General features: G+C 54.0%; 19 protein-coding genes. 6 read left to right on the top strand and 13 right to left on the bottom strand.

Going from position 1 to position 23659, the window contains the following annotated elements; translation table 11 throughout:
• Positions 1 to 23 precede the first annotated feature (23 nt).
• The 9 genes from nqrF to HOV93_RS16280 all read right to left on the bottom strand — a co-directional run bounded on the left by nqrF (position 24) and on the right by HOV93_RS16280 (position 10451).
• Positions 24 to 1247, bottom strand: a complete 1224-nt coding sequence (gene nqrF / locus HOV93_RS16320; protein WP_207397594.1) for an NADH:ubiquinone reductase (Na(+)-transporting) subunit F — start codon at positions 1245 to 1247, stop codon at positions 24 to 26.
• Positions 1248 to 1313: 66 nt separating this feature from the next.
• Entirely contained in the window at positions 1314 to 1931 is a 618-nt protein-coding gene (gene nqrE / locus HOV93_RS16315) for an NADH:ubiquinone reductase (Na(+)-transporting) subunit E (protein WP_207397593.1), read from the bottom strand.
• A 2-nt stretch (positions 1932 to 1933) separates the two neighbouring features.
• The gene (locus HOV93_RS16310; RefSeq protein WP_207397592.1) at positions 1934 to 2566 is read right to left on the bottom strand and encodes an NADH:ubiquinone reductase (Na(+)-transporting) subunit D; all 633 of its coding nucleotides are present in this window, start codon (positions 2564 to 2566) and stop codon (positions 1934 to 1936) included.
• Entirely contained in the window at positions 2559 to 3353 is a 795-nt protein-coding gene (locus tag HOV93_RS16305; RefSeq protein ID WP_207397591.1) for a Na(+)-translocating NADH-quinone reductase subunit C, read from the bottom strand. The genes HOV93_RS16310 and HOV93_RS16305 overlap by 8 nt, the downstream gene beginning before the upstream one ends.
• Complete coding sequence (locus HOV93_RS16300) at positions 3343 to 4581, bottom strand: NADH:ubiquinone reductase (Na(+)-transporting) subunit B (protein ID WP_207397590.1); 1239 nt, start codon at positions 4579 to 4581, stop codon at positions 3343 to 3345. The genes HOV93_RS16305 and HOV93_RS16300 overlap by 11 nt, the downstream gene beginning before the upstream one ends.
• A gap of 2 nt (positions 4582 to 4583) precedes the next feature.
• Positions 4584 to 5933 (bottom strand): Na(+)-translocating NADH-quinone reductase subunit A, encoded by a 1350-nt coding sequence (locus HOV93_RS16295; RefSeq protein ID WP_207397589.1) that lies wholly within the window; start codon positions 5931 to 5933, stop codon positions 4584 to 4586.
• A gap of 576 nt (positions 5934 to 6509) precedes the next feature.
• Positions 6510 to 7274, bottom strand: a complete 765-nt coding sequence (locus tag HOV93_RS16290) for a HisA/HisF-related TIM barrel protein (RefSeq protein ID WP_207397588.1) — start codon at positions 7272 to 7274, stop codon at positions 6510 to 6512.
• Positions 7258 to 8718 (bottom strand): prenyltransferase/squalene oxidase repeat-containing protein, encoded by a 1461-nt coding sequence (locus tag HOV93_RS16285; RefSeq protein WP_207397587.1) that lies wholly within the window; start codon positions 8716 to 8718, stop codon positions 7258 to 7260. Before HOV93_RS16285 ends, HOV93_RS16290 begins: the two co-directional genes overlap by 17 nt.
• A 215-nt stretch (positions 8719 to 8933) precedes the next feature.
• Complete coding sequence (locus HOV93_RS16280; RefSeq protein WP_207397586.1) at positions 8934 to 10451, bottom strand: prenyltransferase/squalene oxidase repeat-containing protein; 1518 nt, start codon at positions 10449 to 10451, stop codon at positions 8934 to 8936.
• Positions 10452 to 10965: 514 nt separating this feature from the next.
• Between HOV93_RS16280 and rpmG the strand changes: the two genes are divergently transcribed.
• The gene (gene rpmG, locus HOV93_RS16275) at positions 10966 to 11130 is read left to right on the top strand and encodes a 50S ribosomal protein L33 (RefSeq protein ID WP_207397585.1); all 165 of its coding nucleotides are present in this window, start codon (positions 10966 to 10968) and stop codon (positions 11128 to 11130) included.
• 218 nt (positions 11131 to 11348) lie between these two features.
• The gene (gene recJ / locus HOV93_RS16270; protein ID WP_207397584.1) at positions 11349 to 13118 is read left to right on the top strand and encodes a single-stranded-DNA-specific exonuclease RecJ; all 1770 of its coding nucleotides are present in this window, start codon (positions 11349 to 11351) and stop codon (positions 13116 to 13118) included.
• A gap of 187 nt (positions 13119 to 13305) precedes the next feature.
• Here recJ and HOV93_RS16265 read toward each other — a convergent pair.
• The 3 genes from HOV93_RS16265 to HOV93_RS16255 all read right to left on the bottom strand — a co-directional run bounded on the left by HOV93_RS16265 (position 13306) and on the right by HOV93_RS16255 (position 17847).
• Positions 13306 to 14441 (bottom strand): IS3 family transposase gene (locus tag HOV93_RS16265; protein ID WP_207397583.1). Its coding sequence is split into 2 segments (ribosomal slippage): positions 13306 to 14177 and positions 14177 to 14441, totalling 1137 coding nucleotides; the frame shifts between segments, so codons are not numbered across the junction.
• 176 nt (positions 14442 to 14617) lie between these two features.
• Entirely contained in the window at positions 14618 to 17257 is a 2640-nt protein-coding gene (locus HOV93_RS16260; protein WP_207397582.1) for a hypothetical protein, read from the bottom strand.
• Positions 17258 to 17322: 65 nt separating this feature from the next.
• Entirely contained in the window at positions 17323 to 17847 is a 525-nt protein-coding gene (locus HOV93_RS16255; protein ID WP_207397581.1) for a hypothetical protein, read from the bottom strand.
• Between the two features lie 320 nt (positions 17848 to 18167).
• On the opposite strand from HOV93_RS16255, the gene HOV93_RS16250 reads away from it, so the two are divergent.
• On the top strand, positions 18168 to 18728 hold the full coding sequence (locus HOV93_RS16250) for an ECF-type sigma factor (RefSeq protein WP_207397580.1): 561 nt from the start codon (positions 18168 to 18170) through the stop codon (positions 18726 to 18728).
• Positions 18712 to 21102 carry a serine/threonine protein kinase gene (locus HOV93_RS16245; RefSeq protein ID WP_207397579.1) on the top strand — a complete coding sequence of 797 codons (2391 nt, stop codon included), beginning with the start codon at positions 18712 to 18714 and terminating at the stop codon, positions 21100 to 21102. The genes HOV93_RS16250 and HOV93_RS16245 overlap by 17 nt, the downstream gene beginning before the upstream one ends.
• 258 nt (positions 21103 to 21360) lie before the next feature.
• On the opposite strand, the gene HOV93_RS16240 is transcribed toward HOV93_RS16245, so the two are convergent.
• On the bottom strand, positions 21361 to 21765 hold the full coding sequence (locus tag HOV93_RS16240; protein ID WP_207397578.1) for a hypothetical protein: 405 nt from the start codon (positions 21763 to 21765) through the stop codon (positions 21361 to 21363).
• A gap of 38 nt (positions 21766 to 21803) precedes the next feature.
• On the opposite strand from HOV93_RS16240, the gene HOV93_RS16235 reads away from it, so the two are divergent.
• Positions 21804 to 22253 carry a hypothetical protein gene (locus tag HOV93_RS16235; RefSeq protein WP_207397577.1) on the top strand — a complete coding sequence of 150 codons (450 nt, stop codon included), beginning with the start codon at positions 21804 to 21806 and terminating at the stop codon, positions 22251 to 22253.
• Between the two features lie 421 nt (positions 22254 to 22674).
• Positions 22675 to 23445 (top strand): M48 family metalloprotease, encoded by a 771-nt coding sequence (locus HOV93_RS16230; RefSeq protein WP_207397576.1) that lies wholly within the window; start codon positions 22675 to 22677, stop codon positions 23443 to 23445.
• Positions 23446 to 23659 lie beyond the last annotated feature (214 nt).

Raw genomic sequence — 23659 nt, 5'->3', positions numbered from 1 at the left:
CCGGACGGGCTCGCCGTTAGGGCTTAGCCGCCGAAGTCGTCGAAGCGGATGTTTTCAGGTTCGACACCCAGATCGTCTAGCATTTTGAAGACGGCCTGGTTCATCATCGGCGGACCACACATGTAATATTCGATGTCTTCCGGTGCCGGGTGATCCTTGAGGTAGTTCTCGAGCAGCACCTGGTGGATGAACCCTTGGTAGCCGGTCCAGTTGTCTTCCGGCAGCGGATCCGACAACGCGATGTTGAATTTGAAGTTCGGGAACTGCTCTTCAATCTCGCGGAACTCTTCCACGTAGAACAATTCACGAAGACTACGGCCACCGTACCAGTAGGTCACCTTACGGCCGGTCTTGAGTTGCTTGAACAGCTCGAAGATATGACTTCGCAGCGGAGCCATACCAGCACCACCACCGATGTAAACCATCTCGGCGTCGCTGTCGTTGATGAAGAACTCGCCGTAAGGACCACTGATGGTCACCTTGTCGCCTGGCTTGCAGTTGAAGATGTAACTGGAAACCTTACCCGGAGGCGTACCTTCGGGAGCACGCGGCGGAGGCGAAGCAACGCGGACGTTGAGCATGATGATGCCCTTTTCGCCCGGGTAGTTGGCCATCGAGTAAGCACGAATCACAGGCTCTTCGACCTTACTGACGTAGCGCCAGAGGTTGAACTTGTCCCAGTCTTCGTGGTACTCCTCTTCAATGGCGAAGTCTTTATAGTTGACTTCGTGCGGTGGGACTTCAATCTGGATGTAACCACCGGCCTTGAAGTTGACCGCTTCCCCTTCGGGAATCTTCAGCTTGAATTCTTTAATGAACGTGGCGACATTGCGATTCGAGATGACTTCGCATTCCCACTTCTTGGTTTCCAGCGCTTCGTGCGGGACTTCGACTTCCATGTCCTGCTTGACGGCGACCTGGCAGGAAAGGCGATAGCCTTCGCGGGCCTGGCGTTTGTTGATGTGCGATCGCTCGGTCGGCAGGATGTCGCCGCCGCCGCTTTTCACGCGGACGATACACTGGGCACACGTACCACCGCCACCACAGGCCGACGAGACGAACACGCCTTGGTCGGCCAACGCGCTAAGCAGCTTGCCGCCTGCGGGGACACAAATGTCCTTGGAGTGTTCGTTGATGTCGATCTGGACATCTCCGGACGGCACCAAAGCCTTCTTGGCCAAGAGAATGATGACCACCAGGAGCAGGACCACCCCTGTGAACATGCTCACGCCGAGAACAATTTCCATGACTAACTTCTTCCTGATACCAGGAGCTTGCTAATGAATTTTAATGCGACCCTTACCGGACAGCACTTACTGAATCATACCGCCAAACGACATGAATGCCATCGCCATTAAACCGGCGGTGATGAACGTAATGCCCAGGCCTTTGAGGCCATCGGGAACGTCGCTGTATTTTAGTTTTTCACGAATGCCAGCCAGAGCGCAGATGGCCAATGCCCAACCGAAACCGGCCGACAGTCCATAAACCACACTTTGCCCGAAGTTGTAATTTCGTTCGACCATGAACAGCGAACCACCAAGGATGGCACAGTTCACGGTGATCAGCGGCAGGAAGATACCCAGGGCCGTGTACAACGCCGGAACGTAACGATCGAGCGTCATTTCCAGAATCTGCACGATCGCCGCGATCACGCCGATGTAGCTAATCAGACCGAGAAAGCTCAGGTCCATATCGGCCAAGCTCGGATTGATCCAAGCCATCGCACCCTTCTTCAAGAAGAAGGAGTACAGCAATTGGTTCACAGGAATGGTGATCCCCATCACGGCAATCACAGCCAAACCGAGGCCAAGTGCCGTCTTCACGTTCTTAGAAACAGCCAGGAACGTACACATCCCCAGGAAGAACGCGAGGGCCAGGTTTTCGCTGAAGACCGCCTTGAGGGCGATGGTCAAATAGTCTTCTTCCATTTTTAACCCTCCGATTCGACTTGGTCAGTGTTGAACGCTCGGATCACCCAAATGATGAACCCGATGATAAAGAACGCACTTGGGGGCAGCAGCATCAGGCCGTTCGATTCGTACCAGCCGCCGTTTTTGACTAACGGCATAATAGTAATACCGAAAAGCGAGCCGCTACCAAACAGTTCGCGGAAAAAACCAACGACCAGCAGAATCATCGAGTAGCCCAGCCCATTGCCGATACCGTCGAGGAAACTGATTCCTGGCTTATGCTTCATGGCGAACGCTTCGGCCCGCCCCATCACGATACAGTTGGTAATGATCAGCCCGACGAACACCGACAACTGCTTGCTGATGTCGTAGGCGAAGGCCTTGAGAAGCTGATCGACCACGATCACCAGCGAGGCGATGATGGTCATCTGCACGATGATACGAATGCTACTGGGAATGAATTTGCGAACCATGCTGACGCCCAGGTTCGAGAAGGCCGTCACTGCGATCACCGCCAAGCACATGGTGAACGCCGTCGACAATTTGGAGGTCACGGCCAACGCCGAGCAGATCCCTAAGACCTGCAAAGCGATCGGGTTGTTATGCACGACCGGGTCGAGCAAAACGTCCTTAGGAGACTGCGAATCAGCCATTGGACTTCTCCTTCGATTCGAGGTTCTTGAGATAAGGACCGAAGCCTTGATCACCCAACCAGAAGCGGACGAAATGATTCACACCATTGGTTGTGATCGTCGCACCCGACAAGCCATCGACCTCAGAGTCTCCGCTGGCCTGACCCTTAACGACTTCGATGAGCACATCACCAGCGTCGTCTCGGACCTTCTTACCTGGCCACTGATCTTTCCAGTTGGGATTATCGACCTCACCACCCAGGCCCGGCGTTTCACCGTGCTGGTAGAAAGTGATCCCCTTGGCGGTCGTCAGATCGGCGTCGAGTGCCAAAAAGCCGTACATGGTCGACCACAGGCCTTTGCCGTAGATCGGCAGGACAACCCCTTCAAGCGTTTTGTCATCTGATTTAACCAGATAGACGTCCGCGTATTTCTCGGTTCTGGTGATCCCAGGCAAACCTTCAACGGTCCGGTTCAGCTGCGGGTTATCGCGAACTTCGGCCGGATCGTAAGTTGCTGGCTCAGCGACGCCAGCTTCTTTCAGCTGCTCGGCCGAGACGATTTCGCCCGTTTCGAGGTTCACGAATTGTTTCTCGAAGTTTTTATCAAACGTCGCTTGGACATCAGCAGCCGTATCCCCAGGCTTGAGGAGGCCGGCGGCCGCCAGCACGTTACGCTGCTTGTCGAGCTTGGCGTTGGCCTGTTGAAGACTCTTCAGCCCAACCGCCGTACCACTCACGATGACGGAGCAGACCACGCATAAAACCGCGGCAACCAAAATGGTTCCGGCAACACTATCACGTCGCATAGCGGGCCTTTCTCCGATTGATGTTAGCTTGCAGAACAAAGTAGTCGATCAGCGGAGCCATCACGTTGCCGAACAAGATCGCCAACATAATCCCTTCCGGGAAGGCCGGGCTGACACCACGAATGAGAATCGTCACGACACCGATCAAGATGCCGTATATCCATTTGCCGGTTCGCGTCATCGCGGCAGAGACCGGGTCGGTCGCCATGAAGACGGTACCGAAGGCAAAGCCGCCCACCACAAAGTGCCACCACGGAGCCATGCCGTACAGGACGTCACTGCTCATCAAGTGGAAGACGGTTGAGAGCCCCATCGCACCGATCACACAGCCGAGCATGATTCGCCAGGAACCGATTCCGGTAGCGATCAGGAAAGCCGCACCGAGCAAACAAGCGAGCACCGAAGTTTCGCCCATCGACCCTTGCATCACACCGAAGAAGGCTTGATTCCAGGTAATTCCATGGCCGTCGACTTGCTGCATGGCTTCCGACATCGTCGTGCCAACAGGTGCCGTCGCAACCACACCCAAGGTGGTAGCTCCCGTAAAACCGTCTGGCGAAACGGCCGTCCAGATCTTCTCGCCGGTCAAGAAGGTGGGGTGTGCGAAGTAAAGGTACGCACGCGCGGTCAGGGCCGGATTCAGGAAGTTCTTACCGGTACCGCCGAAGACTTCTTTACCCACTAACACGCCAAAGCCAATCCCCGTGGCGACTTGCCACAAAGGAATGGTGGGGGGCAGAATCAATGGAAAGAGCATCCCGGTGACCAGGAAGCCTTCGTTGATTTCGTGCTTCCGCACGATGCTGAAGATCAATTCGATCGTCCCACCCACCGACATCGTGACGATGTAAATCGGCAGGAAGAAGATCGCCCCCAGCACCATGTTGCTGATCCAACTGTTGGGATCGTGACTGAGCCCGGTCATCTCGAAGATGGTCTCGTGCCAGTCGGCCGTGGCAGTAGCGCCGTAGTCGGCGATCTGCAAGTTGGCCTGATACCCTGTATTCCATAGGGCCATGTAAATACATGGCAGCAGGGAGAGAACGACGAAGATCATCGTTCGCTTCAAGTCCAACCCATCGCGCACGTGGGTCAAACCCTTGGCGCGATCTGGTGGCGTGTACAAAAACGTATCCGCCGCTTCGTACAGCGGATAGAGCCGTTCCAACTTCCCCCCATCGAGGAACATTGGTTCGACCTTATCGAGCATTCCGCGTAAAAATTTCATGGCTATCCTTCGGCTTCAATGCGGGTCAAGTTTTTCCGCAGAATGGTACCGAAATCGTGTTTCCCCGTGTCCACAAAGGTACACAGGGCGATATCTTCCTCTTCCAATTCCAAGCAACCCAAAGCCTGAGCGGAATCGGTGTCCTCTACAATGAGTGATTTGAGCAAGGCCGTCGGTTCGATGTCCAGAGGCATGATCGTTTCGTAAACTTCGATCGGCACGATCGCCCGGTGGCTACCGTTGGCGGTCGTCGTCATGTCCAGTTCGCCTGGCGACAGGAACGAAGCGAACACGGTCTTTACCGAGAACTTCTTAAAGCCGGGTGCAAGCCAGCCGAACATTTCGCGGTTGAGACCTTCTTCCAGGACCGATACCTGGGTGTGGTAACGACCGAGATAGGCTTCGACGCCGGTGGACTCGTAACCGCACAGAACGGAGCCGGAAACTTTCCGCATCGGCCCTTCGTTGAGTTGGTCTTTGGTAAGGTCTTCGATGCTCGCACCGATCGGAGCTTTGATCAGCCGAGGCTCTTTCACGCCGGGACCGGCCAGCGAAACAACGCGCCGCGTATCGAGTTCGCCGGTGCGAAACAGGTGACCAATGGCGATCACATCTTGATAACCGAGATACCATACGATGCGGCCTGGCCCAGCCGGATCGAGGAAGTGAATGTGCGTGCCCGCCAAACCGGCAGGATGCTTGCCTTCAAACTCGACATCATTAACAAACGGAAGATCACTGCCTGGCAGTGCGGCTCCGGGAGCCTGGCAGAGATGTACCTTGCCGTCGGTCAAATTGCTGATTGCTTCAAGACCTGCGATGAATTCCAGTTCGTTCCCCTTGATAATCGGGGCCGGATCAGCCGCAAGCGGGCTGGTGTCGATCGCCGTGACAAAGATCGACCGAGGCGATGACCCCGGAGCAGGAACCTTACCGAAAGGTCGCGTCCGAAATGCGGTCCACAGGCCCGACTTCAACAGGTTCTGCTCGACCTTTTCACGGTCGAGACCTACCAGGTTGTCTTCGCTGAACGATTCAAAAGAGAACGTGTCGTCTCCTTCGACTTCAATGACCACCGAGAGAAACTTACGCTTGGCACCGCGGTTGACCTCAACCACCTTGCCGGCCGCGGGTGCGGTAAAGAACACCCCCGGCGTCTTCTTGTCTTCAAACAGGGGCTGTCCGAGTTGGACGACATCCCCTTCGGTAACCATCATCGTCGGCTTCATGCCGACATAATCACGAGCGATCACGGCAACCTTACGAACGTCCGCGATCTCTTGTACCGACTGTTTCGGCTTGCCTGCGATAGGCAGGTTCAGGCCTTTGCTAATCGTGATCCGCTGTGGCATCTTGGGCCTCACTCCCGCTTGGGAGGCTATGGTTCAACACACTTGCCAGGTAGGCTTTGTGAAAACTATCACAATGTCAGTGTCGAATGTCCCCCGCTTGATGTACTTGTGGGAAAAATCTCGGAGTGACTGGGTGCGTGCTCTGCGTTAGTGTCCGAGTGAAAGATGGTCGTAACCAAGAGGAAGGCCTGCCAGCGTCGAAGCGGCGTTGCCTGCCTGGTATCTTTCCAGAACAATCAGTGCTTGGTGGGGTAACCAACTCGACACTTGAAATGATAATGCCTTGCGTTGACTCAGCAAGGGGAGATTCGGCCACTTAAAATGACCTGCGGGAACTCCGCACTCTTACGCGTGGCCGTGCGGCGAGAATGAGAAACGGCACGAATCAACTTGTGGAAAACTGACACCCACTGGAAAGCCCTAAGGGAATCGGTCCGGCTAGCAATTGATTTACTAGTAGAACGGGGCAAACAATAGGGGCTCAGCTAAGCTTCCAAGTCGATTGTTTTTGCCCAGCTTTCCCCCAGAGGGCGGCAGAAAAAAATTGATGCCGTCCTCAAAAAATAACATGGGAAGCTACCCCAGAAGCGGCGCGATCCGGCCATCGTGCAACGCCGAGGCCACCAAGATTCGCTGAGCCCCACACTGCGCGAGCGTTTCGATATCTTCTGGCCAGCTCATTCCCCCGCCCCCGAGCAGCTCGACACTCGGCAGTTCTTCGTGCAACGCCCCAAAGAGCGATTCGGTCTGACTCCCCTGCCCCTGACCGACAGCCGCCAGATCGAGCAGAATCATCGATTTCACGCCGATATCTGCCGCACGCCGGGCAACTTGCTCTGGCGACATCCCTTCAAAATCTGCCTGGGTGCTTAACGGCTGCCCTGCTTGCATGTCCAGACTAAAGACAAGTCGCTCTGGCGTTATCTGGATGAGCAGTTCTTCCAGGGCCTGCCAGTTTTCCAGCGACTCGAGCCCCACAACCCAGCGATACGGCTCCCAATTGCTTAGCGCGTTTTGACACGCTTGCCACTTGCGCGCGCTTCCGATGCCCGCATCGAGCCAAACCTTAAGCCCTTGAACGGCGATCGCTTCAAGCCCGGCGACATCGATCTGCCCCTCGACAATCGCATTCAGATCGGCGACATAACAGTCCTGAAATCCGAAATTCAACGCGTACACATGAGCAATACTGCCTGGCCGCGAATCGTCGGCGTAGCGAGACTCGACCGGCTGATACTCATCGCGACGGCCAGCAATCCCTCGCACGACCTGGCCAAATCGCAGGTCAATCACCGGCAAAATAGCGTCATACCAGGCAGGACGATCAGAACGTGAAGTCAAGCGACTTCTCCGAATACAAAGGCATGTGGCGATAATAGACTTCCAAGATCATCGCCGAGAGACACGTTACGTACAATCGCCCACCAACGCGTGCGTGCTTTTCATCAAAGTACCAACTACCGGTCGTGTATCCCTTACGGGACTGGGTCTTCAAGAGGTAGGCCTTGAGCTTGTCGTTCCATCCCACCCACTGTGGCCCGCCGTAATGACACAACACGTTGGTCGCGTAATAGTTGAAATACATGTCGGTCTTCGAGGGCCCTTCATCCGACAGAAAATCAACCCCTCGGTGCATGCGTGGGTCCTGCTTGGGCCACCCAAGATACATGCGGGACAAAAGCCCGATCGACGTGGGCGAAACCATCTTCCCAGGATGCTGATAGCCGTAGTACGCACCGTCGGCTTGCTGTACGCGATCTAACCAGAACTCTGCCATGCCGATGGTCGAACTATCGACTTTGATATCGCCCAGCAGCGCACTCTTCAGGGCCATCAACTGCCAGCCGAAAACACTGATATCGCCTGGCTGCTTCGGCTGATAACGCCAACCTCCTTGGTCGTGCTGAGCATACTCAATGAAGCGCACGGCCTCGGTGGCTTCCATTCGCAACGCCGGGTCTCCGGTCATCGCGTACGCTTCGCACAATGCTAAGGTGGCGAGCCCGTGACCGTACATCGATCCATCCTGCAGGTCCCCCCCGTTGGGACCGACGATTTGATTGGCTCGCAGAAAATAGAGCCCCTGCTCGATCTGATCTCGATAGGGGTTCTCGTTCATGTGCGTGTACCCTTTGCCGAGAAACGGCAACAAAGCCAGGCCGGTGGCTCCAGTTCGCGTCAGGGGTTCGCCGGGGTTGGGACTGAGCTTGCCAACTTCGACCTCGTGATGATTAAAACTCCACGAGCCGTCCGGCAGTTGATGGGCGGCAATCCAACGCAGCGCACGTTCGACGGCGTCCTCGGTTGCCGGCGAGCCACCACGTGCGGAAAGCAGCTCTTTCTGAAGCTCTCCACTGCGCCCCTGAAAACCGCCCCCACCCTTGGAAGGAACCGACATCTGCCAAGGCAGGTTCTTTTGCAGGTCGCTGGTTGTCTCTAAAGTCGCGGCCTGATCGTTGGTCGCAAACTGGTCGGGCAGCGGTTCGGTCAGCTTGGTTAATTCGCCTGCCGCGGCCGAGTCGGTCTGCAGCTCTTGCTGCATGGTGTCTTGAGCTTGGCTGATCTCGATTGGCGTTACCGTCTGAACGATCGATAGGTCCTCTGGTAGTTGCTCGTACGGCAACAACGTAATCGCATTGGAATTGCCGCCGGGACCCGTCGGAGCGACCCACAATGCCAGGACGATCAGCAAGATAAAATGGACGACGGCACTGGCAAAGAAGCTGATGCCCCCTTTGATGCGGTCCATCGAAAGCAAGACCAACTTCCGAAAGCGAAACCGCACGCGCGCATCCTCTGCCGATGCCCCTTCTTGGGACCGAGCTTCATGTTTCGCGATGGAAGGTTTGGCCTGCAAGCGACTTGGCTGCCCTGGAAGGTGATCCGTAGAAACGGAAAATTATAGGCCAGAAACCCCTCCCGATCGCGCAACAAAAAACCTCGTGCAGAATCATGGTCCTGCACGAGGTCTTATGGGTTCGGTTGAATCGATCGTACTGATTACAGCGGGAAGTCTTCCTCGGAAGCATTCGCCTTGTAGATCGGCAAGTGGCGGTAGTAAACTTCCAGCGTCAACAGTGCCAGCGAGGTGTTGTACAGGCGGCCTCCCTTATCGGTGTGGGGGCCATTGAAGTACCAGCTACCTGCTTCTGGCTGACCTTGAGGAACCTGCTCTTTAACGAGAAAGTCACGCATCTTCACGTTCCAGTTGTCCCATTCGGGACCACCATACTGACGCATGACCTGGGTGGCGTAATAGTTGTAATACATGTCCGAACGGTTCCCGAGGCTCGGGCCACGCTTACCCAGGGTTTGCACCCCTTGTTGAATGGCCGGGTTGTCTTTCTTCCAGCCGGTATACATCCGACACAACAGCCCCACAGCATTCATCGACGGCTTGTCGCCCGGATCGGCATAACCATAGGCAGAACCATTCTTCGTCTGGACCGAATCGAGGAACTTAATCGCCCCAGCGATCGTGTTCTTACGCACGCCCAGATAACCCATATGCCCACTTTTGAGCCCCATCACCTGCCAGCCGACCACCGAGGTATCTCCCGGTTGCCGTGGCTTGTAACGCCAGCCACCACCGACAGGATCTTGCGCGGCCTGAATATAGTTAATGGAATATTGAGCAGGCCCGAGAAGGTTTTTGTCCTGCGTCATTGCATAGGCTTCGCAGACAGCGATCGTCGCCAGCCCATGCGAATACATATTGCCTTCATTCTCGCGGAAGCTGCCGGTATCGCCACGCACTTCCATCAGCTTGATCAACGAACCCAGGCCTGCTTCGACCTGCTTCTTAAACTTGCCTTCCTTATGGGTGATGCCAGAACCCAGAAACGGCAACAGGGCCATAGCAGTCGCAGCACGTGGCGAATCACCGAAAGTGCCCCAGTCCTTGCTGCCCGGCTTCTTGGCACCACGACGATGATCGAAGCTCCACGTGCCATCTTTCAGCTGATGATCGGCGATCCATTGAATCCCCCAGACAACCGCCTGCTCGCTCGCCCCGGTACCACCGTTTTCACGCAGCATTTGCGTACGCGTGGCCTGACCACGGCCAGAAGTTGCGTTGCCATCGACACCAGCCACTTCGCTCATGACGTCAGAGAACGGCATCGTCTCTTCGGCAAAGTCGCTCAGTTCCACCATTTGCGTGGCCGCCATCTCTTCCTGGAATTCCGAGACGACAATCTCGTCGCTTAAGACGGCCTCTTCCGGCTGCTCCGGAGGGTCATCGAACTCAAGCGTTTGCTCGTCGATCGGCTCAAACTCTTCCAAGACCAACTCTTCAATCTCTTCCGCGTCGGCGGAATCGTTGATGGTCAATGTGCGCTTATCCTTCTGGATCGGCGGCATGAAGATCGTCAGCAAGATCAGGAAGAAGACAAGGTGCACAACCAGACTGATCAGCCAGGAAGGAACAGCCGTAAACAACAGGAAGCGCGTAGCAATTCTTGGCTTCTGCTCTTCATGTTCGTCGTGCGATTCGTGATCAGCTTCAACTTGAGCCATTTCAATTCTCCGTGGAATTCGTCGCTTCGCGCTAGAAGCGGAGACTTATAACTCATTACAGCATCACGCCTTACGTGACACTTGGACGCCAGCCTTCGAGGAAAGAAAAGGGCCTCGAGGTCGAGCGACACCAGTTCACCGATGGATTGGCAAATTGGAGGAGATTTTTCACTAACAGTATTCTACGGTGAAAGAATCCCCGCAACACCCCCTAATAAGGGCAGCAACATTACTATCAACGATGTGACGTGGATGAGTTTCAGTATTCTTTGGTTTTATTCGTAATTATGGCGACCTTTTATTGCCAATCTTCACATGAAAAAGGAACGATTTCGCCGTGGACTTGTACTCTCGACCTTTTAGATTTCCTGACTTTCTTCAAGAGCCTCGGAAAACTGCCACGAAGTTCCCCCACAGCCTGCACGCGGCCCTTCCCAGAAACGGCCCCGTTTGCTAAAAACTAGGGTTTCGATACACCCGTCTGTAGACCTTAAACAGGTGATTGGTCCAAGCCATGGCCAAAAAGAGCAAGAAAGCTGAAACCGTATTTCTCGTTTGCGAAGAGTCGGGCGACTATAACTACTCGCTCCGCCGCAAACCTGGTGGCGAAAAGCTTCGCCTGAAGAAGTACTGTGCCCGTCTGCGTAAGCACACGGTTCACGTTGAAAAGAAGAAATAAGCTCTCGGCTGCCGATATCCTCCATCGGCACGTTCCGAGTCGCTGCACAGAGTGTGAAAGCCGGGTCAATTCGATCCGGCTTCTTGCATGCGCCTTACAATCTGATGTCTCGAAAACAGTCTGATCTCGCAACATAGGGCTGGAACTCAGTGGCTTTCCCGAGATAATCTGACCATTGGCCCATCTCTTTTCTCTACTGACGGAGCGACCCCCCATTCATGGATGCTACTTGGCGAATTCTTCCGCACGATATGTCCATCGTTCGCGCCCTGGAACGAGCCGCTAGTATTCCTCCGGTGGTTGCCCAATTGCTGGTTTGCCGAGGCATACGCGATGCGGAAGCTGCCCGCGAGTTTCTCGATGCCAAGCTTTCAGGCCTGCGAGATCCCGAGCTTCTCCCAGGCGTCAAAGAAGCCGCCGCCGTGATTCACGCCGCTGCGCACGCAGACAAAAAGATCATCATCTACGGCGACTACGACGCCGACGGGATCACGTCGACCGCAATTCTATACCGATGCCTGAAGCTGATGGGAGCGTCCGTATCGTACTACGTTCCTAACCGCATCGATGAAGGCTACGGCCTGAACAACGAGGCCTTAACCAAGCTGGCCGAGCGCGGGACCGACCTGGTAATTACTGTCGATTGCGGCATTGCCAGTGTGGCCGAGGCCGACCATGCCAAAGAGCTTGGCCTGGAACTCATAATCACCGACCACCACGAAATGGCTGAGCGACTCCCTGCGGCGTCGGTTATCGTGCATCCACGCCTTCCGGGGACGAACTATCCCTTCGGCGGATTATGCGGGGCTGGTGTTGCCTTGAAGCTGGCCTGGGCGATGTGCCAGCTGGAATGCGATTCGAAGCGAGTCACCGATCGCTACAAGAATTATTTACTGTCTGCTGTGGGATTGGCATCCATCGGCACAGTCGCGGATGTCGTGCCCCTGACCGATGAAAACCGGCTGTTAGTACGCCACGGTTTGAATTGCCTCCGCGAGTTCCCTGTGCCTGGGGTGAGTGCTTTGGCTAAAGTCACCAACCTCAACGATAAGCCTTACTTGGCCAGCGACGATATTGGTTTCACGCTGGCCCCACGGCTCAACGCGGCCGGAAGACTTGGGCAAGCGCAGTTGGGAATTGAGTTGCTAACGACCGATTCCAACGAACGAGCCGCTGCCTTGGCCGACTACCTGCATCAGCTCAACGATAGTCGCTCGAGTCTCGAGCGAAGCGTTCAGTTGGCCGCCAACAAACAGATCAAAGACGAGTTCGATCCAGAAAACGATTCTGCGTTAGTCCTCGCCGGCCACGGCTGGCACCCAGGCATCATCGGTATTGTCGCTGGCCGACTTTCCGACAAGTACAATCGCCCGGTGGTCATGATCGCGTTGGATGAAGCTGGCGTAAAACATGGGGTCGGCTCCTGCCGCTCGGCGAATGGATTGAACCTGCACGAAGCCCTCCAGGCATGCGATCACTTGCTGCTGGGTCATGGTGGTCACGCCGCGGCAGCCGGTCTGCAAATCGATGAAGCGCAGATCGAAAACTTCCGCCACGAGTTCTGCGAATACGCTGCTGCAAACGTCACCGACGAAGACCGCGTCGCCGAACTAGTGATCGACGCCGAAGCCCCGTTCACTCAATTGACCAAACAAATCGTCCAACAGATCGACCAGCTAGGCCCCTTCGGCCAAAGCAACCCGAGACCACTGATGTGCGCCACAGGAGCCAAGCTGGCAGCTCCACCCAAAAAGATCGGCGGCGGCGAACGGCATCTGGCCATTCAACTAGAACACCACGGAGTCAAAATCCGAGGAGTCGCGTTCGGTCGAGGCGAGTGGGCCGACGAACTAGAAGCCACCGATGGCCCGCTGGACATCGCCTATCACCCAGTCATCAACACATTCCGAGGCCGCAGCAACGTAGAGCTTCACCTGGTTGCCTGGAAACCCACCGAGTCAAAAATCCCCGCCCACCATTCCGGTTGACCGAACCTTTAACGGCTGATTAAAATCTCCACATTCCCCGGGCATTTCATGCAATCCGCATGCAATCCCAACCACCTTCGGGGTGTGGCTCAGCCTGGTAGAGCGCTGCGTTCGGGACTGACCTGCCCCCACGAATGAAACCAGTCTTTAAGTGATATTCTTCAAGGATTCTTCCAGGGGAAGGTGCTCACGGCGTAGCGGAAGCAGCTTCCCCTGGAAGAATTGCCTCCGGTACTGGTGGGCGGTACCCCAGCGAACTGTGCGGGCGTACCGTGTTGTACTCGACTCGCCACTGTTCGATCAACACTTTTGCCTCCAGCAGCGTGTCGAAGATCTCCCGGTCAAGAAGCTCGTCTCGCAGCTTCCCGTTGAATGATTCGATGTAGCCATTCTCCCAGGGACTGCCTGGTTCGATGTACAAGGTGTTCACCTCGACTCGTTCCAGCCAGTCACGGACCTTTGTGGCGGTGAACTCCGAGCCGTTGTCGCTGCGAATAAAGTCCGGCACGCCGCGGCGAACGAATAGGTCGCTAAGACGCTCCAAAACATCCTCGCTGGTTAGTTGTCGAGCCACATCGATCGCCAGGCATTCTCGCGTATACTCATCGATTAGCGTCAGCATCCGGAAAGCTCGACCATCATGCGTTCGGTGATGCACGAAGTCATAGCTCCAGACCTCATCGCGACGACTCGGCCGCAGGCGAACGCACGAACCATCATTCAACCACAGCCGACGTCGTTTCGGCTGCCTTTTCGGTACTTTCAAGCCTTCGCGACGCCATAGGCGTTCGATACGTTTATGGTTCACCTGCCAACCTTTCCGGCGTAACATCTCAGTAATTCGCCGATAGCCGTAACGACCGTACTGTTCGGCCAGTTCAATCATCTCCCGGACCAGGCGAGGTTCGTCATCGGGAACCCAGCGAGCACGGCGCTGCGTGGAACGAGGCTGCCCAAGCACGCGACAAGCACGCCGTTCCGAGACTCGCTCGTGTCCCAAGGCGTCTCGCACATGCTCGACGATTCGCCGTCGCTTGTCCGGGCTCAGAAGTTTCCCGAAGCGGCCTCCTTCAGGATCGCCTTGTCGAGCTCGGCATCAGCAAGCAACCGCTTGAGCCGAGCATTCTCTTTCTCGAGCTCTTTCAAACGCTTGGCCTGATCGGTACGAACACCGCCGTACTCCTTCCGCCAGCGGTAGTAAGTCTGCTCCGTGACACCGATGGCCTTGCAGGCCTGGGCAATCGTCTTGTCCTGAGAAAGAAGCACCTCCGCTTCACGGAGATGTTGAATGATCTGCTCGGGCGAAAATCGTCTTCTGGGCATAAGAAATCTCCCTTCAATTGGGCATGCATTCAGCAAAAAACTAATTTACCGAATGGACGCGGTTAAAGGGGTCAGGTCAAACAAACGGCTAAAAGTCGGCAGGAACGATCAGAACCTGCTGGAAGTGCTGTTGGGAACATAATTTATGGAGCGATCACCGTGGACACGAACAAAGCCTAGTCAATGCGGAATTCGTCTGTATTGATAACATGATGGCTCCATCGTCCGCCGGTACCGTTCGAGAGTGATGCTGCGATGATGTTTCCATCAAGACTCACGTGTTGAATTCTAAATCCCTTTGACTTCATGGAGTCGTTGATGGGGATCACATATTGAGCTGTTGATGTCGCCACGTCATATACGTGCAAGGCCTTGTCAGATGCGACGACTAGAGTCTGACCTGAGATAGCAAGCGACTTACCGAAATGGTTGTCATGGATCCCTTTTTGTGGGATAAGCGAAACTAGATCGCTTTTTCCAAGAGGAGGTTGCTCGTTAGGATTCGTATCGATCGTCGAATTCTTCAGCGTCGCAAGTAGTGTTCCCGAGGTAGAGTCATAGACCAACGCAGATCCTCCTTCTTCATGAGTTGGATACCCGACGACAGCCCATTTTCCAGAAACTGCCATCGACTGCCCGAAAGATTTCTGAAGAGAATCGTCTTTGGGGATTTCCAACTTTGTGATGAAGGTGGCATGCTTGGCTTTAAATAGGAACACGCCAGGCTCCCGTTCCGCGTACTCTCCCTCGCCCGTGGCTAAGACCATAAGGGTCTTTCCGTCAGATGCCAATCCTGAGCCAAAGCGATGACTGCCTTGATACTGCCGCGGCATACCAATCTTCGTGAAATAGGTTCCGTTGGTGGCGTCCAGGAGATGAACTTCTCCTTCATCTTCAAATTTTCCGCGACCCCATGGCGCGCCTACGGCAGCGTAGTCGCCATAGGTAACCACCGCATATCCAAAGCCGAGATTGCGTCTTATGAGGCTATTGGGGAGACGAAGCTTGGTTACGAGCTTGCCAGTGTTTCGATCGAAGACATACGCTTCGCCTGCATTGATACGCGGGCCGCGGCCCGTTTTGGGATCTCCAAGCCACGCGTGCCTCTTGCCAACAATGACGAATCGTTCCGACATATCCAAGGCAACCGGCGATGCGAGTAGATCTGAATTGCTAATAGAAACCGGCTCCTCGGTCTTACCCACTTCAAAGACGACGACTTTGTCGGTCGATTTACCGACGGTAAAGCCCAGGACTTGTCCTGGCTTGATGCCGGAAAGACCGACTGCTACACCGCCCTGATGGGCAGCCAGTCCACTATCGAGCACGTTGACAGGAAGCGACGCCGTGGATAGACGATTATCAGGAGAAAGCGTATCCAAAATCGCCGTTTGGGGCTTGTTCTCTTTTTCGGTTGGTAATTCTTTGCGTGGCTCTAACTTCAAGAGTGTCAACATGCCCTCTTCGCGCGTCACGAGTGCTATTTTGTCAGGCCCCTCTCCGTTGATCAATTGACTCGGATCCTCGATGTATTCGGATCCATACTGACCGTGTACAACCTTAGCCGTGCGAACATGGTTTGCGACCCTCAGGACGGTGGCCTCGCCGTAGATCTTGCACAGTTCCTTATACTGATTTTGGGCTTCTTTCCACTGCATGCCATGTGATCGGGCAATCACGGCCAAGAAGCAATATTTGTCGCTATGCTGACGTATCTCGCGAAGAAAGAGCTCAAGCGAAGCATCCGAACGCTGTCGAACGTGAGATGCGGCTTTCAAAGCAACTTCCGAGTCAATCAACTGCATCATCTCTTGGTAATCCGATACTGCTTCTGCCCAGCGATCGTCAGCGCGAGCCAACATTCGGAAATTATTGAGAATGAAGCCGACGTCACTGGCACGACTTATCTCTTGCATGAGGTCATACATCAGTTTCATTTTGCTACCCTCCTGAAACCCGTAGCGATCTTTCGGGTGCAGTCGCTGCTTCTGGGAAGCAACCAAGACTATCTCCTCGCCTATCATGCGGGCGAAGTCGTGATACTTGGCCTGGGCCTGCTCTTGCGAGACTCCTTCACCATCGGTAAGTAGGACGAAGGCCACATACGACTCTGGCGTTGGGTAGAAGTCTTCGTGCCGCCCAGCCGCGACATACTCACCCCAGTCACGCATGGTTTCGTACTGCTGTGCTAGGTGTTGGGTCGCTGCAAGGGCTTTGTTAAACCGGATACGGTCATAAGCATTGATATTCTCGAGCATCTGATACCGCTGTTTCTCGCGGATGCCCATATGCTTGCGAATGCCATCCACCCATCTACTTAGTGCTGGGCGGGCGATTTCTGAGACTCCGCCATCCAGACTGACACGCACTACTTTCGATAAAAAACCATCGCTCCCTGTGGCTATGCCTGCGTGGAGAATCTGAATGTCCTTCTCCAATAACGCTTCGGCATAGATCTTTCGCAGTGACTCATACTCAGAGTCGTCAGGTTTAGTCTTCCAGAACTTGCTTCGAATGTCTTTGAGCTGTGTAAAGTTGACATCTGTATTCTTTGCCGCAGCGGTGATTTGCTCGGGCGTGATACCTGAGCCGCTTCCAATGCGATTTAGCTTGAGATTGGTCAGATTCGAATGCTCGTTCGCTTTCCGCGTCTGCCCGACTCGCTTATCATCTTCGGTCTCCTCAAAGACTCCCGCATCGCCATCGTCGACGGGAGACTCCGCAGAGCAGCCTCCGATCGAAAACAGAATGAGGACAATCGAAAACCAACGAATGTTTACTGACTGGTGAGGTAAGTGCATTTTAGACATAGACATTCAACCTTCTCCCCCGAGAATTCTTCGAACCACATAATTAGGCGATCGCTGTACTTTGTCGCGATTTACCGGATCAGCTCCACTGCCAGCCAGAGGCCCCCCAACGCCGCTGCGAGCATGACCATAAATACGACGGCCCAGAAGGCCAGGAACAACAGACATAGGGTCAAGTAGTGTGTGAGGATAGCTGTCCACTTGATTGTTTTAGGGACGAACCAGCCTGCGGCGGCGAACCCCAATAGGCTGAGGCCAGTGAATTCGAAGTGAACCGCCACAACTAGCATTGCGAATACACTGGAAAACTTGAAAGCCAGTCCGACCCAACCTGGAACCCAGTTGAACCAATCCTCTAGAAGCTCGCAAACGAATTCGGTCCACTCTTCAGCAAACTCCCGAGACGCGTCGAATATCGAATCACCACTTCCGCTGAGGCTGCCAGCGTCTCCTCCATAGAGGGTCAGACCTGTATTAGGTTGCCGGCCTTGCCAGTTGTCGTAGGTTTGTCCCCCGAGCATGCTCATCGGGCTGGCAACGTTTCGTGAACCATCAATTTGTGAGGCCCAATAGTCGTGAAGGTCGTTTTCGTTCATGGCTTTCCCCTTTTCTTTAAGTCTGGCGAGGCTTTCCCTCATCATGCTTGGCGACATTTACTCCGAGCTTGTGCAACCGTTTGCGAGAAAATTTCTCGTTTGGCCAGAGGGGTAACATCAAGACGTCATCGAATTCTGGTCACTAGTGATGCATCGTTTCCTACACCAGGTCGAGATGAACCGTCTCGAAAGTTATTGATTAGTTGCACCACTTATGTTCCTGGGGGACAATCAGCCATCGGTTACATTGCGACGCCTAGGGAACTATTCACAGTTGCGACGATGAGTATCACACTATAATTCGCGTATGAAAGTCACAAATGACCGACCCACCAAATCAATCAGGCGAAAATAGGTGGAATCAGCCTCTCTACGACGAATTGCACCGACTAGCACAATGTGCGCTCGCGAAAGAGACGCCTGGGCATTCGCTACAACCGACGCTTCTGGTTAACGATGCCTATCTGCGACTACAGAAACAGCAGAATCTGAGAGAAGACGATCGATCTATGATGCTCGCGGCTGGCGCGAACATTATTCGACGCCTGTTGGTCGACTACGCACGACAACGAAAATCCCAGAAACGCGGTGGCAAAACCGGTCGTGGAATTCCGTTGCACATTTCTGTTACGGAAGACGCCAATAGGATAGATGTCCTTGAATTGAACGATGCCCTCGAGGCGTTTTCCAAGGTCATGCCACGTGCCGCCGAAGTCGTCGAGTTAAGATTCTTCGGCGGAATGACCGGAGACGAGATTGCTAACAAGTTGGGGATTTCGCTTCGCTCTGTCAACAATGATTGGAAATTCGCGAAAGCGTGGCTGTACCGTGAGTTAGGTAGCCATGCCGAGAGGGTAAACGACGATGACGACCGACCCTAACCTGGAACGACTGCAGCAAATATTTCTGGCGGCGATGGAAATTCCGGAGCAGCAGCGTGATCGTTGGCTGGAAAAGGAGTGTGGTACAGACGCAACACTTCTTCAAAATGTTCGTTCCCTGTTGGGCCACGCCAACGCCAACAATGATCCGCTCGAACAATCTCCCGATAAGGCCATCGCTGACTTCACCCTGACCGACCCAGACGCTCCTATTCACTCACAATTGAGTATAGACGACGACGTTTCGGTCGACTGTGAACAATTCCTGTCGAAGCTTTCTGAGGTAGGAATTCTTAGTCAGGCCGAGTTGGATTCGGTTAGCGATCATCGTCCTGAGCAATCCGAGATGCCAGACCCGCGAACGCTTGCCGCTCAGCTGGTGCAGGAAGGAAAGCTAACTCAGTATCAGGCAACAGCTCTTTTGCGAGGCGAGCCCGAGCTACTCATCGACAAATATCTTATTGTCGATTTGATCGATGTGGGCGGAATGGGAATGGTTTTTAAGGCCATCCATCGCAGCATGGATCGCGTGGTTGCAGTCAAAATTATATCGCCAAAGATGTTGGGTTCGTCGGACCATGTGAAACGTTTTCGACGTGAAGTGCGTGTAGCGGCCACCTTGGAACACCCTAATGTCGTTCGTTCTTATGATGCGGACGAGTCACGCGGCATCAATTTTCTCGTTATGGAATACGTGCGTGGAAAGAACTTGCGACAAATCATTCGAGAGTCGGGCCCCATGTCACTCAGCCAGGCGGTCGACTCGATTCGCCAAGCAGCTGTAGGGCTTGATTACGCCCACCAGCACGGAGTCATACATCGCGATATCAAGCCCGGCAACTTGCTCTTGAATACCCAAGATACGATTAAGATCCTGGACTTGGGCCTTGCACATGTCGATGAGTCATTGATGCAATTCGACAAAAGTGGAGTGCATCGCCGAGATAGTTCTCTCGCGGAAAGTGAGATTACAACTGCCGGTATGGTACTGGGCACCGCTTCCTTCATGGCACCAGAGCAGTCTCTCAATTCGCACCTGGTCGATGCGAGAACGGATGTGTACAGCCTCGGGTGTACGCTCTTCTATTTACTGACTGGTGACCCGGTCTACCAAGGCGATACCGTTTTTCAGGTTTTAGTACGGCATCGGGAAAGCGAAATCCCGATTATCTGTGAGATACGAGCCGACGTGCCGCAGTCGGTCAACGCGGTGTTTCAGCAAATGGTTGCCAAAGAGCCTGCTGATCGCTTTCAGTCGATGCAAGAGGTTGTGGAGGCGATTGATGCCTGCAATATTACTGCACCTAATCCGAAACCTAGCCGTCTCTCTAGGGATCGAGCCGAAAACGTTCAAGAACGTGCTGACCGTCCGGCTTCGACGATTCCCTCAATCACAAGCAGAAACCGATCAATGCTCATCGGTGTACTCTCGGTACTCGCCCTGACCATTTTCCTTGCTTTGATTCTCAGTCCGATCTTTATGCCTCAGAGGTATGGTAAATCCAGTGAGAATTCCCCTACGCTTACCGAATCGATTGCGGCTGCGGATTTACTGGCGACGGGCGATTGGACTTGGCGTATCCAGGAAAACTTGGGGCCGATCGTGAACTCGAAACATTTCGAGTTAAGCGCTGATATGACAGATGACGGCTGTACGATCGTTTTCTCTTCAACTCGAGATCAATTGCGGCCTGGAGACCGTGATCTATGGATTTCTACTCGCGATTCGGTTGACGAAGAATGGAGTGCTGCCGTTCGTTTGCCCGCAGCGATTAATACGGTTGGTAATAGTGAGCAACTGCCGAACATCTCAGGTGATGGACTTACCCTGCGATTTCGCCGGGGGGCATCCAATATGCTGTCGACGCGTACGTCACAATCCCAACCATGGTCAGAATCGATTCCGGACCCTTGGGCAACGCGCTCTTTTCGCGACTACACACTGACGAAAGATGGGCTTACTCAAGTTCGCCCGATAACGCGACCACAAGAGGAAGGGACAGACGTTCGGAGTTTTCTCTTAATAAGTCGCCGCTCATCAACGGACAAGCCGTTCGGAGAAGTGAGAGAAGATCCCTTGCCGAATGAGGCCCAACCAGTTGGGCTGGGATCGCTAAGCAACGATGGAAGGATCTTCGTCTATCCAATGGATATTGATTCTTCCGAGGGCGGCAAAGACTATCGTTTGTTTTATGTGACCCGGCAAGACTGGGGCGAACCTTGGTCGACCCCGCAGCGAGTGTTTCCCAATGCCAAGACCGGCAGCGGTCTGTCAAGTTTAGTTCAGGATAGTAAGGCATTGCTGTTGATAACAGGACGTGAGGGAGGGCTGGGGGGCAGTGACATCTGGCTTTCCCGCCTCGAGAAGAAGTGATGTTTCATTCCGACTCCAGGAATCGAGTCGTTTCCATCCGGAGAACATCGTCTCCTGGATTTGGCGTCCGCGAGGCGAATTGCTTCACGCCCAGGCGTAGCGAACTTACATAGTATCTTATATCGCTCGCGTGACGTCCGTTCTTTTCGCTCATCCGAATCGCCCATTCCAATCCATGATTGCAATTCCTTTCACCGTGTTTTCCATTACCTTGCGGAACCGTCATTCGCTTTTTCGTAAGGCCTCCTCAGACCTCTTTTAACGAGGGTACGCGGTCAGAATGCAACGGCATTCCAAGGGTTGGCCCGGATAGCTTGAATGGATTAAGAGTAGATCTGCTGGAGCCAGAATGGTGTCACTGCCGGTCCACATAATTGCAGTCAATGCATCCAGCAGACACAATGGCGGTTGACCAGCTTCTAAGAGCGTCTGGAGTTGGGTCAAACGTTGATCGATCTCGAAGACCAACGTTGAGTCCCGAGCCTGTACGGCTTGATCCCTGAGCGTCTGCTGGAAGTCCCGTATGATCTCCAGGGCCGTAAGCTCGTTGGCAATCTCTGCCCTTCGTAGATCCCGGAACTGATCGGCCCACCATTGGTTAGCGGCCTGGCGAGTCCCTGCCCTGCTTTGGACCTTCACCAGATCGGGATATAGCTTGGACAACTGCCTGACGCTGACGCGATACTTCTTACCAAGTGACTATGCGATACCATTCGCCCAACAAATCCACTGCTGAGGGGGACCAGCCGTTCTCGGTGAAGCTCGATTACGATCGTACAAAACTCTTCGTGAATGAAGCGATTGCAGCCACGGCAACCGTAGCCAATCAAGTAGATTCGTCGGCCCCTATGGTCATGCTCAATTTACCAGTTCCCGCTGGCTTTACGGTCGAAACAGGCGACTTTGCCAGGCTCTTGGACAACGGGCAAATTGAGAAATATCAGATCACACCTCGTGCCATCATCGTATACCTGAGGAATCTTGAGCCGGAATTACCCCTGACGCTTAGATACCAGCTCACGGCCACGATGCCGGTCGACATCGTGGTCCCGCCAGCTGTCGTCTACGAGTACTATGACGCCGACAAAAAAGCCACCAGTTCTGCAACACGGCTGTTCGTTGAAATGAAAGAAGAGCCTGACTCTATCTAAGAGTCCCAAGAGGAACAAAAACCCCTTGGATTTACGATTCCTCATTGCCTAGGCTCCAATGCTTTGGAATCCATGCGATCATGTAAGACGAACAAAACATGGGCAGAAGCTGAATGTGCAAGGAGGGTGTTTTCTTCGTAGTATAAACTGCGAAGTAAATTTTCGAGCTGTCTATTTGAGTTGTACCGTCTAGTGCGGGAAATTAGGAACCGCTTTGTCCAACTGACGGACATGTCTAATTCCCTGTTTTGTTGTTGAGTGTGACTGTGAGCGAGAAGCCGATTGAGTCGCTTACCCCTTGGAGCCACTGCCGTATCACTAGCAGATAAGAGACTATTTGAGGGAGGAAGAGGCGGAGATTTGGAACTGGTATTGCTCGCACCGCGTCCGGGAGGACCAGGCGGAATCGGTTCGATTCGAGTTGCTTAAGTCGACCTATCGAATTGATCGCGACTCGCAGTCTGACTGGTACGAGATTGCCGACCTCGCCCTATCTCGGCTAAACCTTGACGTGCCGCTGACGATTTATCAGGCCCAGAACGCGGAAGGAATGAACGCCAGTTTGGCCTATTTACCCAGCGAGGCTCATATCATCCTGTTTGGTCCCATAACATCGAAGCTGAGCCGCGAGGAGCTTCTATCCGTATTTGCTCACGAGCTTTCCCACCTTCTATTATGGCAGCAATGGGACGGTGACTTCCTGATTGTCGACCAAATCTTGGCCGCACTGACCATCGATCGCAAAGCTCATCCGGCACATTTGGAGAGCATGCGGCTGCTTTCGTTGTACAACGAAATCTTTTGCGATCGCGGCTCGCTATTTGTAACCGAAGATCCAAACGTAGTTATTTCTTCCCTGGTGAAGATTTCTTCTGGGCTAGATACAGTTAATGCCGAAAGCTATCTCAAGCAGGCCGCAGAGATCTTCGAGCGGGAGACAGGACCATCGCAAAGTCTCTCGCATCCGGAGAGCTATGTTCGTGCCAGGGCTGTCCGATTGTGGCACAACCAAGATGTCGATGCCGAAACGAAGATCACTGAAATGATCCAAGGGCAGCCTGCACTCAATGAACTTGACCTGCTTGCTCAACGGACCATTGAAGTCAAGACGCGACGAATGGTCGACTTATTGCTAGTTCCTAAGCCCACGCAGCCGAACGCGTCGCTCCGCTTGTCGGCCTTGAAAATTTGAATGTCGAGGGAAACCGCATTTGGTTTGAAGAGGCAAAGCGGCTTCCGTTTCGACGAAACCCAAGCGAACTCAAGCAAATTCAGTCGCTGAATCCTTCGAGCGTCGAAATTGTCAACGAGAGTAGGCGATCCTCATCGATCGACGAAGGGGAAGAAAGCACGACGTACCTATCGATAGGTGTACCTGGTGAACAGATTGCCCGACCTGTATTTCT

Source organism: Bremerella alba (genome assembly GCF_013618625.1).
Taxonomy (GTDB): domain Bacteria; phylum Planctomycetota; class Planctomycetia; order Pirellulales; family Pirellulaceae; genus Bremerella; species Bremerella alba.
Note: the sequence above shows the minus strand (reverse complement) of the source record. Positions and strands in the feature narration are given on the sequence as shown.

Coding starts and splice junctions, on each gene's coding strand:
- nqrF (WP_207397594.1), bottom strand. CDS start 1,247: ATGGAAATTGTTCTCGGCGTGAGCATGTTCACAGGGGTGGTCCTGCTC.
- nqrE (WP_207397593.1), bottom strand. CDS start 1,931: ATGGAAGAAGACTATTTGACCATCGCCCTCAAGGCGGTCTTCAGCGAA.
- HOV93_RS16310 (WP_207397592.1), bottom strand. CDS start 2,566: ATGGCTGATTCGCAGTCTCCTAAGGACGTTTTGCTCGACCCGGTCGTG.
- HOV93_RS16305 (WP_207397591.1), bottom strand. CDS start 3,353: ATGCGACGTGATAGTGTTGCCGGAACCATTTTGGTTGCCGCGGTTTTA.
- HOV93_RS16300 (WP_207397590.1), bottom strand. CDS start 4,581: ATGAAATTTTTACGCGGAATGCTCGATAAGGTCGAACCAATGTTCCTC.
- HOV93_RS16295 (WP_207397589.1), bottom strand. CDS start 5,933: ATGCCACAGCGGATCACGATTAGCAAAGGCCTGAACCTGCCTATCGCA.
- HOV93_RS16280 (WP_207397586.1), bottom strand. CDS start 10,451: ATGGCTCAAGTTGAAGCTGATCACGAATCGCACGACGAACATGAAGAG.
- rpmG (WP_207397585.1), top strand. CDS start 10,966: ATGGCCAAAAAGAGCAAGAAAGCTGAAACCGTATTTCTCGTTTGCGAA.
- recJ (WP_207397584.1), top strand. CDS start 11,349: ATGGATGCTACTTGGCGAATTCTTCCGCACGATATGTCCATCGTTCGC.
- HOV93_RS16260 (WP_207397582.1), bottom strand. CDS start 17,257: ATGTCTATGTCTAAAATGCACTTACCTCACCAGTCAGTAAACATTCGT.
- HOV93_RS16255 (WP_207397581.1), bottom strand. CDS start 17,847: ATGAACGAAAACGACCTTCACGACTATTGGGCCTCACAAATTGATGGT.
- HOV93_RS16250 (WP_207397580.1), top strand. CDS start 18,168: ATGACCGACCCACCAAATCAATCAGGCGAAAATAGGTGGAATCAGCCT.
- HOV93_RS16245 (WP_207397579.1), top strand. CDS start 18,712: ATGACGACCGACCCTAACCTGGAACGACTGCAGCAAATATTTCTGGCG.
- HOV93_RS16235 (WP_207397577.1), top strand. CDS start 21,804: ATGCGATACCATTCGCCCAACAAATCCACTGCTGAGGGGGACCAGCCG.